This is a genomic window from Thermophilibacter sp. ZX-H3 (genome assembly GCF_052599055.1).
The window spans coordinates 18,545-27,370 of record NZ_JBQXES010000028.1 but is presented as its reverse complement, the minus strand read 5'-3'; the positions used below and the strand labels follow the sequence as shown (position 1 = coordinate 27,370).

8 protein-coding genes and 1 riboswitch are annotated in these 8,826 nt (G+C 70.5%); of the genes, 2 read left to right on the top strand and 6 right to left on the bottom strand.

What is annotated here, in order from left to right; genetic code table 11:
* Nucleotides 1-268: 268 nt before the first annotated feature.
* From dapD to ACULPM_RS10445, 4 genes are all read right to left on the bottom strand, one after another.
* Nucleotides 269-970, bottom strand: a complete 702-nt coding sequence (gene dapD / locus ACULPM_RS10460) for a 2,3,4,5-tetrahydropyridine-2,6-dicarboxylate N-acetyltransferase (protein WP_445332205.1) — start codon at nucleotides 968-970, stop codon at nucleotides 269-271.
* A gap of 721 nt (nucleotides 971-1,691) precedes the next feature.
* A complete protein-coding gene (gene dapB, locus ACULPM_RS10455; RefSeq protein ID WP_445332204.1) occupies nucleotides 1,692-2,411 on the bottom strand; it encodes a 4-hydroxy-tetrahydrodipicolinate reductase in 720 nt (239 codons plus the stop codon).
* Nucleotides 2,404-3,294, bottom strand: coding sequence for a 4-hydroxy-tetrahydrodipicolinate synthase (dapA, locus tag ACULPM_RS10450; protein ID WP_445332203.1), 891 nt, complete (start codon nucleotides 3,292-3,294; stop codon nucleotides 2,404-2,406). Before dapA ends, dapB begins: the two co-directional genes overlap by 8 nt.
* Nucleotides 3,295-3,353: 59 nt before the next feature.
* Nucleotides 3,354-4,676: a diaminopimelate decarboxylase gene (locus tag ACULPM_RS10445; RefSeq protein ID WP_445332202.1), complete on the bottom strand. Its 1,323-nt coding sequence runs from the start codon at nucleotides 4,674-4,676 to the stop codon at nucleotides 3,354-3,356.
* 6 nt (nucleotides 4,677-4,682) lie between these two features.
* Nucleotides 4,683-4,853: riboswitch (Lysine riboswitch) on the bottom strand.
* 77 nt (nucleotides 4,854-4,930) lie between these two features.
* On the opposite strand from ACULPM_RS10445, the gene ACULPM_RS10440 reads away from it, so the two are divergent.
* Nucleotides 4,931-6,082, top strand: a complete 1,152-nt coding sequence (locus ACULPM_RS10440; RefSeq protein WP_445332201.1) for an amidohydrolase — start codon at nucleotides 4,931-4,933, stop codon at nucleotides 6,080-6,082.
* A 344-nt stretch (nucleotides 6,083-6,426) separates the two neighbouring features.
* Here ACULPM_RS10440 and rpmB read toward each other — a convergent pair whose 3' ends face one another.
* Both rpmB and ACULPM_RS10430 read right to left on the bottom strand, forming a co-directional pair.
* Nucleotides 6,427-6,615 (bottom strand): 50S ribosomal protein L28, encoded by a 189-nt coding sequence (gene rpmB / locus ACULPM_RS10435; RefSeq protein ID WP_072371255.1) that lies wholly within the window; start codon nucleotides 6,613-6,615, stop codon nucleotides 6,427-6,429.
* Nucleotides 6,616-6,716: 101 nt separating this feature from the next.
* On the bottom strand, nucleotides 6,717-8,075 hold the full coding sequence (locus ACULPM_RS10430) for a thiamine diphosphokinase (RefSeq protein WP_445332200.1): 1,359 nt from the start codon (nucleotides 8,073-8,075) through the stop codon (nucleotides 6,717-6,719).
* A gap of 448 nt (nucleotides 8,076-8,523) precedes the next feature.
* On the opposite strand from ACULPM_RS10430, the gene ACULPM_RS10425 reads away from it, so the two are divergent.
* Complete coding sequence (locus tag ACULPM_RS10425) at nucleotides 8,524-8,754, top strand: FmdB family zinc ribbon protein (protein ID WP_075280027.1); 231 nt, start codon at nucleotides 8,524-8,526, stop codon at nucleotides 8,752-8,754.
* Nucleotides 8,755-8,826: the final 72 nt, after the last annotated feature.

Here is an 8,826-nt window from a genome sequence, read left to right as displayed (position 1 = left end):
CTCTCCATGCATCCTACACCTGCGACAACGCGGAGGGGAGGCCCCTGCCGGGGCCTCCCCTCCGTCTCGATAGGTGCGGAAACGCGCTATCGGCTCAAGGTGTTTCGCTGAGGTTGGAAATCAACCCGGAAACGTCGCCCCTCCCCCGCGCGGCGGCCGTGCGGGGGTCTGGCGACGGTTTTCTCCGCGGTGATGTCGCCAGGCCCCCGCAAATCAGCCGTGCGGGGGTCTGGCGACGCATCGTTCCGTGCGGTCAACGAGCCCCGAGCTACAGCCGGCGGAGCTCCTCGACGAGGGCCGTCTTGCCGTCCGTCCGCTCGTCGCGCATCTTGATGACGCGCGCCGGCACGCCGGCAACGACGGCGCCGGCGGGGACGTCCTCCACGCAGACGGCGCCCGCCGCCACGACGGCGCCCGCGCCCACGCGCACGCCCTCGAGGACCACCGCGTTGGCGCCGATCATGACGCCGTCCTCAACGACGACGGGCGTGGCGCTCGCGGGCTCCACGACTCCGGCGAGCACGGTGCCGGCGCCCACATGGCAGTTTCGGCCCACGATGGCGCGGCCGCCGAGCACGGCGCCCATGTCGATCATGGTGCCCTCGCCGATGACGGCCCCGATGTTGATGACGGCGCCCATCATGATGACGGCGTTGTCGCCAATCTCCACGCGGTCGCGGATGATGGCGCCCGGCTCGATGCGCGCGTTCACGCCCTTGAGGTCGAGGAGCGGCACCGCGGAGTTGCGCCGGTCCGCCTCCACGTCCGCGTACTCGATGGCGTCCGCGCTGGCGAGAAGGACGGGCTCGAGGTCGGCCCACTCGCCGAGGACGACGCGGCCCTCGGGCCCGCCGTAGACGTGGGCGTCGCCCCAGTCCAGGCGCGCCCCGCCCTTCTCGCGCACGTACAGCTTGACGGGCGTCTTCTTAGGCGCCGTCGCGATGAAGTCGATGATCTCCTGTGCGTCCATGTGTTCCCTTCCCCGGCGGCCCCCGCCACGTCTCGTCCTGCCTCCTCCATGGTAGCCGCCCCGGCGCCTGGCCGGGGCGTGCCTCGGTCGGGCGCTCAGCTCCGGAACTGAGCACGGGTCGGTACGCAAATCCGGAACTGAGCGGCGCCTCGCGGCCACTTGCCCCGCCGCGCGCGGCTCCGACGTTCCCACAGGTGCCGGCACGTCGATGACCGACGCGCCGCCTCGCTCAGCCCGGCTCGGCGCTCAGTTCCGGATTTGAGTGCGGGCCGGCGCTCATTTCCTGAACTGAGCACGGGTCGGCACGCAAATCCGGAACTGAGTGCCGCGGCGAACCCTGCGCGCCGGCACCCGGGACGTCCGCCCCCGGCCGGCCACGTTCGCGCAGGTCGAGGTCGCGCGCCGCCCGCGATGCCCCGCGGCCCGGCGCTCAAATCCAGAACTGAGTGCGGGCCGTTGCTCAGATCAGGAACTGAGTGCGGGCCGTTACTCAAATCCGGAACTGAGCGCCGGCCCGTGCTCCCCGGCCACGTCACATCGCGGATTGCGCGTCCGTTCCGCGCCAGGTGACGACTCAAATCCGGATTTGAGTCGAGACCCGTCACTCAGTTCCGGAACTGCGCGCGGCCCCGTACGCAGATGCGGAACTGAGTACCGCCCGGCCTACCCGGGCCGCCCAGACGACCCGGGCCGCTCAACCCGCCCGGCGAGAAGAACCGCGTCACGCGAACATCAACGCGTCGAAGTCATAGAACCCCGCGGGCCGCTCGAGCAGGCGCGCCGCGGCGGCGACGGCGCCGGTGACGAAGATCTGCCGGCTCGTGGCGCGGTGCGTGAGGCAGACCTCCTCGTCCGTGCCGAAGAAGTGCACCTCGTGCGTGCCGGCGACGGTGCCGCCGCGGATGGCGTGCATGCCGATCTCGCCGGGGACGCGCGCGCCCACCTGGCCGGTGCGCCCGTTCACCACGCGGCGCTCCCCCTCCGGGTCGATGGCCGCGAGCAGCGCCTTTGCGGTGCCGGAGGGCGCGTCGACCTTCTGGTTGTGGTGCGTCTCCACGATCTCCACGTCCCAGCCCGCGAGCGTGCGGGCCACCATCGCCGTCGCGCGGCGCAGGGCGGCGACGCCGAGGGAGTAGTTGGACGCCCAGATCACGCGGTTCGTCTCGCCGAGCGCGCGGAGCTCGCCGAGCTGCTCCTCCGAGAGGCCCGTGGTGCCGGAGACCACCGCCGCGCCCGTGCGGCGCGCGTACGCCACCGTGTGCGGCAGCGAGGCGGGCGCGGAGAAGTCCACGGCCACGTCCGCCGCCGGCGCGGCCCCGTCAAGCTCGTCGATGTTGTCCACGTCGTAGGAGCCGAGAAGCTCGAAGCCGCGGGCGAGAAGCTCCTCGCGCACGAGGCGGCCCATGCGGCCGTTTCCGCCGATGACGATAACGCTAGCCAAGGAGACCGACCCCCCTCATCGCGGCGACGAGACGCTCGCGGCCGGCGTCGGAGATCGTCCAGAGCGGCTGGCGGTAGTGCTCGCCGATCATGCCCATCTCGGCCAGGGCGCACTTGACCGGGATCGGGTTGACCTCGCAGAAGAGGGCGTGGATGAGCTCGAGGTTCTCGAGCTGCGCGCGGCGCGCGGCCTCGACGTCGCCGGCGAGGAAGTCCGCACACATCCGGTGCACCGTGGCGGGTGCGACGTCGGCCCACACGGAGATGACGCCCTTGGCGCCGAGGCTCATGAGCGGCACCACGATGTCGTCGTTGCCGGAGAACATGCGGAAGTCGTCGGAGAGGTACTGGGCGGCCATGGTCGCGTAGCTGATGGAGCCCGAGGCCTCCTTGATACCCCACGCGTTGGGGTGCTGCGCCAGGCGGGCGAGGTTCTTCTCGCTGATGGAGCAGCCGGTGCGGCCGGGGATATTGTAGAGGATGCAGGGCACGTCCACCTTGTCGAGGACGGAGGTGAAGTGGCGGTAGATGCCCTCCTCATTGGACTTGTTGTAGTACGGCGTGATGAGCAGCAGGCCGTCCACGCCGATCCTGACGAGGCCGGCGGCCTTGCGCTCGGACTCGAAGGTGGCGTTGGAGCCCGCGCCGCCGATCACGGGGATGCGGCCGGCGACGCGCTCCACCACGCAGCGCGCGACCTCGAGGTCCTCGTCGTCGGTCATCGTGGAGGACTCGCCGGTGGTGCCGAGCACGAGGATGCCGTCCGTGCCGTTCTCCAGGTGGAAGTCCACGAGGCGCTCGAGCGCGGGATAGTCGACGGAGCCGTCCTCGGCAAACGGGGTGACGAGCGCGACGATCGATCCGGTCAGGTTGGTCATGTCCATGGTGGTACCTCTCTCTCGTGTTCGGAGGGCGTGCGAAGCGGGCCGTGCAAAGGGGACAGTCACTTTTGCACGGTGTTCGCGTGCAAAAGTGACTGTCCCCTTTGCACGGCCCCGTCGCACGCCAGCGTGGCGAAGTAGTCGGAGGGCTTCTCGGCGCGGCGGATGAGCTCGGTGGAGCCATCCTCGCGCAGCAGCACCTCCGCGGACCGAAGCCGGCCGTTGTAGTTGTAGCCCATCGAGTAGCCATGGGCCCCGGTGTCGTGAATGACGAGCAGGTCGCCGCGCTCGACCTCGGGGAGCTCCCGGTCCACGGCGAACTTGTCGTTGTTCTCGCAGAGGCTGCCCGTGACGTCGTAGGTGCGCGTGGCCGGCCACGCGCACTTGTCCGGGCCGCCCGCCTGCCCCATCACGGTGATGTGGTGGTAGGCGCCGTACATGGCGGGACGGATGAGGTCCACGGCGCTCGCGTCCACGCCGAGGTAGTCCTTGTAGATGTTCTTCTCGTGGATGGCGCGCGTGACCAGGCAGCCGTACGGCCCCATCATGAAGCGGCCCATCTCGGCGAAGATGGCCACGTCGCCCATGCCGGCGGGCACGAGGACCTCCTCGAAGGCGCGCCGCACGCCCTCGCCGATGGCGCGGATGTCGCAGGGCTCCTCCTCAGGCCGGTACGGGATCCCCACGCCGCCGGAGAGGTTGACAAACCCGACGTGCGCGCCGGTCTCATCGCGCAGGCGGACCGCCAGCCCAAAGAGGATGCGCGCGAGCGCGGGATAGTAGTCGTTGCCGTGCGTGTTGCTGGCGAGAAACGCGTGCAGCCCCAGCGTGGCGCAGCCGCGCTCGACGAGCATGCGGTACGCCTCGAAGAGCTGCTCCTCGGTCATGCCGTACTTGGAGTCGCCCGGGTTGTCCATGATGCCGTTGGCCAGGCGGAAGAGCCCACCGGGGTTGAAGCGGCAGCTCGCGACCGGGCCCACGGGCCCCGCCTCCTCCTCGAAGAACGGGATGTGCGAGATGTCGTCGAAGTTCACGATGGCGCCGAGCTCGCGCGCGAGGCGGAAGTCCTCGGCCGGCGTGTCGTTGGACGAGAACATGATCTTCTCGCCCGGCACGCCGAGCGCCCGCGCGATGAGGAGCTCCGTGTAGCTTGAGCAGTCGCAGCCGCAGCCGTACTCCAGCAAGATCTGGATGAGCGCGGGGTTGGGGTTGGCCTTGACGGCGAAGTACTCCCTGAAGCCGGGGTTCCACGAGAAGGCGTCGAGCACCGCTTCCGCGTTGCGGCGGATGCCGGCCTCGTCGTACAGGTGGAAGGGGGTGGGGTACCGCTCGGCGATGTCGACGAGCTGGTCGGTGGTCACAAAAGGCTGCTTCACGCACGTCATGCAAGCTCCCTTGATAGCGCTCCTGCAGGTTTCATGCAGACAGTCCTGCGGGTCTTTCCCGCAGGCCCACCCCGCGCCCGCGCCCGGGCGCCGAGTTCGGCGGGCTCGCCTCCCCGCGGGGTCGTGACGCCTGCCGGCTGCCCCGCGGATCTTCTCGCCCGCGCCTCTATCGAGTGAGGTCACTCTAGCACGAGCCCGCCCGGGCGCGCCCGGAAATGCGCGGCTGATATACTCTCGTAACGATTGGAGGACCCATGCCTGACGAGAAGAACCCGGAGCTCGCCGCCCTCACGCGCTGGCGGCGCGACCTGCACCGCATTCCCGAGCTCGACTTCGAGCTGCCCGAGACCACGGCCTACGTGCGCGGCGTGCTCGACGGTCTCTCCTGCGAGGTGTGGGGGCCGTGCGCGGGCGCGCTCTGCGCGTACTTCGACCTCGGACGGCCCGAGACGGTGGCCCTGCGCGCGGACATGGACGCCCTGCCCGTGGCGGAGGCGACGGGCGCCCCGTACGCGAGCGAGCGTCCCGGGCGCATGCACGCCTGCGGGCACGACGGCCACATGGCGATGGCGCTCGGAGCCGCGACGTGGGTCGACCGCGTGATGGCCGGCCGCGAGACGGGGACGCGCGCCGAGGACCTGCCGAGGAACGTGCTCCTCGTGTTCCAGCCCGCCGAGGAGACCACGGGCGGCGCGCGGGTCGTCTGCGAGAGCGGCGTCTTCGGGCGCGTGGGCGCCACGCGGATCTTCGGCTTCCACCTCTGGCCCGACCTTCCCGCGGGGGCGCTCGCCTCCCGGCCGGGGCCGCTCCTCGCGCGCTCGAGCGAGACCACGGTGAGCTTCCACGGGCGCTCGAGCCACATCGCCCGCTGGCAGGAGGGCGCGGACGCGCTGGCGGCGGCGGCGCGCTTCGTGCCGTCGGCCGAGGCCATGTGCGGGCGGCTCTCGCGCGAGAAGGGCGAGCCGTGCCTGCTGCGCTTCGGCCGGCTCGAGGCCGGGACGGTGAGAAACGCGATCGCCGGCGAGGCGCGGGCCGAGGGGAGCCTGCGCGTGTTCTCGGACGAGATGTTCGACCGGGCGCGGGGGGCGCTGCGCACGCTCGCCGAGGGGGCGGCCAGGACCGAGGGCTGCACGGTCGACGTGACGTTCTCCGAGGGCTACCCGCCCGTGGACAACGACGCCGAGCTCTTCTCGCTGGTCGAGCGCGCGCTGCCGGAGATGGGGCGCGTCGAGGAGCCGCTGCTTATAGCCGAGGACTTCGCGTTCTACCAGCGCTGCCTGCCCGGCGCGTTCCTCCTGCTGGGCACGGGGACGGGAATCGCGCTCCACGCCGACGCCTTTGACTTTGACGAGCGGGTGCTGCTCGCGGGCGTGGGGGCGTACCGGAGGCTGCTGCTGATGGCGTAGCGCGGGCGTCAGAGGGCGGCAGGCGTCGGCGCTGGCGGGCGGCGGCGCGCCCGCTGCGGAAGGCGGGGCTATGGCAGCGGCGCGGCCGGGCGCGTTGCGGGGATGGGGCCTGTGGCAGAATCGGCGCTGCCACAGGCCCCATCTCCGCAACGGCATCGAGAGAAGCCGCAGGTGGCGAGAAGTGCGGGCTGTCACGACCCCCATCTGCGCAACGCCCCGGCGCCCGGGATCGCCACGAGCCCGGATCCCGCAACGGGACCGCGGTCGCCGCGGGCGCCCCCACGAACGCAAAAAGGGAGGTCGCCGAGGCGACCTCCCATGGCGTTGCTCGATGTGGCAGCGGACTAGCTGCGGGCGATCTTGCCGGACTTGAGGCAACGGGAGCAGACGTTGGCCTTGCGACGGTGGCCGTCCACGACGACGGTGACGCGCTGGATGTTCGGCTTGAACGTGCGGTTCACCACACGGTGGGAGTGGCTGATGGAATGACCGGCAACGGCGTGCTTGCCGCAGAACTCACAGACCTTGGACATGCTCGTACCTCCTCGGGGGCGCGGCGCTCTCTCGCGCCCGCATCTTTCATAGCCGTACGAATATAGCACATGCGATGGCGGCTGCAACAAGAAACCCCAACTTATTGTGGCTTTTTTGTTGCGCCCAGCAGGAACGCCGCGACGGCGCCCGCGCGGCAGACGACCTCGGCGTCCGGGCTGGTGACCACGTTTGAGATCCCGAGGTCGTCGAGGAGGCCCATCGGCCTGTCCTCGAGCTCCCAGCGCATGCCGCGCTCGTCGATGCGCGTCCCCGGCGCCACGGCGACGGCGGAGAAGGTGCGCCCCGCGGCGTCCGGGCCGAGCCGCCACGCGCGCTCCCCCTCCCCGGAGAGGATGCGCATCTCGTAGCCGTCCTCGACGATGCGCGCGGAGGCCGCCCCAGAGCCGGCGAGCTGGCCCACCACCGCGAGCGCGTGGTCAGGGCGACCGCCGGAGGCGCAGGTGACGGTGAGGGCGAGCGGGGCCTCGCGGCGGGACGCCTCGTGCCGCGCGCAGTCAAGGGCGAGGGCGAGGTCGGTCGCGTACTTCTCGGGGGGAAACGTCACGCGCGTGCGCGCCGCTGAGGCGACCCAGGACGCGGCGGCGCCGCTCGCGGAGTCTCCGTCGCCGCAGAAGACGTCGGGGACGACGCCCGCCGCGCGGCAGACGTCCGCGCCGCCGTCCGCACAGACGACGTAGCCGGATTCCCCAGCGAGCAGGGAGACGAGGGCGGGCGAGCTCGGCTCCGGGGAGCCTGCGACCACGAGCGCGCGGAGCGGGTCCCCCGCGGCCTGGGCAGGCCGCTCGTAGTCGCGCAGGAGGGCGAGCGAGAGCTCGGCGTAGCCGTGGACGAACACGTCGCACCACGGCCTGACGTCCTCCTCGCGCCGGCCGTCGTGGTCGTTCATGAGGCCGACGACGGGAAAGCCCGCGCGCCGGGCGGTCCGCACCCCGAAGGGGGCGTCCTCGAAGACCCAGGTGGACGAGCGCGGCGTACCCAGGCGCCGCGCCGCCTCGAGGTAGACGTCGGGGAACTCCTTGTCGCGCCCGCCCACGTCCTCCGTGCTCACCACGTCGACGAAGTAGCCCTCAAGGTCGTTGGTCGCGAGCGCGCAGCGCAGCTCGCGGACCGGGGTCGAGGACGCGAGTATCATCGGCACCCCCGCCGCAGCGAGCTCATCGAGGAACTCCCGGGCGCCCGGCATGAGCGGGACCTCGTGCTCGTAGGCATCGCGCACGTGGGCGCACATGTCCTCGTAGACCTCGTCGACCGAGGACCCCGCGCCGTACTCGTCGTGCAGCAGGGCGCAGCCGTCGCGCAGCGAGATGGACTCCACGCGCTCCATGGGCACGCCCTCGACGCCATAGCGCTCGCAGAGCCACGTGAACGCGTGAGACCACATGCCCATCGAGTCGATGAGCGTCCCGTCGCAGTCAAAGATCGCGCCCGTAATCTCCATTGCTCCCCCATTGCCTCCCGTTGGGTCACCAAGCGCACATGATAGCAGCTGGGCGTGCCGTGGCCGCCCTCGGCCGAGGGACAGGTCCTGCAATCGGGCGGATAGTGCGAAGAAATCCGCCCCCTCCCTGCAATCGGGCGGATAGTGGGAAGCGTTTTTCGGACTGAAAGGCGGATTTGAACGCCGCCATCCCCTTCTCGCGCGGCAAATTGCCTGTTGGCATTTTCTGCGCTACCTCATCAGGCGGGAAAATAGCTTCCCACTATCCGCCCAATTGCAGGGAAGAACGACGATTCTTCGCACTATCCGCCTGATTGCAGGCCACGCTGCCCCGGCGGCGGATCCCGATTGCGCGGAGCGCGTGTACGGCCAAAACGTCGGGCATGCGAGCTGCGAGTTTGGGTAAAGTATCATGCGTTTGGACATCTGGAGCTTCACGGAGGAAACCATGGCACGCTATGACTATCACTGCCCTGAGTGCGGCGCGACGTTCGAGGTAGAGCACCCGATGAGCGCTCACCCCAAGGTCAGCTGCCCCAGCTGCGGCCACGAGGCCGAGCGCGTCTTCGACCCCTCCGGCATCGTCTTCAAGGGCTCGGGCTTCTACAACACCGACCAGCGCAACAAGGGCGGCGCCCCCAAGAGCGAGAAGTGCGAGAGCTGCGGGGCCTGCGACTAGCCCCACCCAATAACGCAGAGAAGTGACGAGCGCGACCGCCCCAGCGGTCGCGCTCGTCGTTTGTCGGCCGCT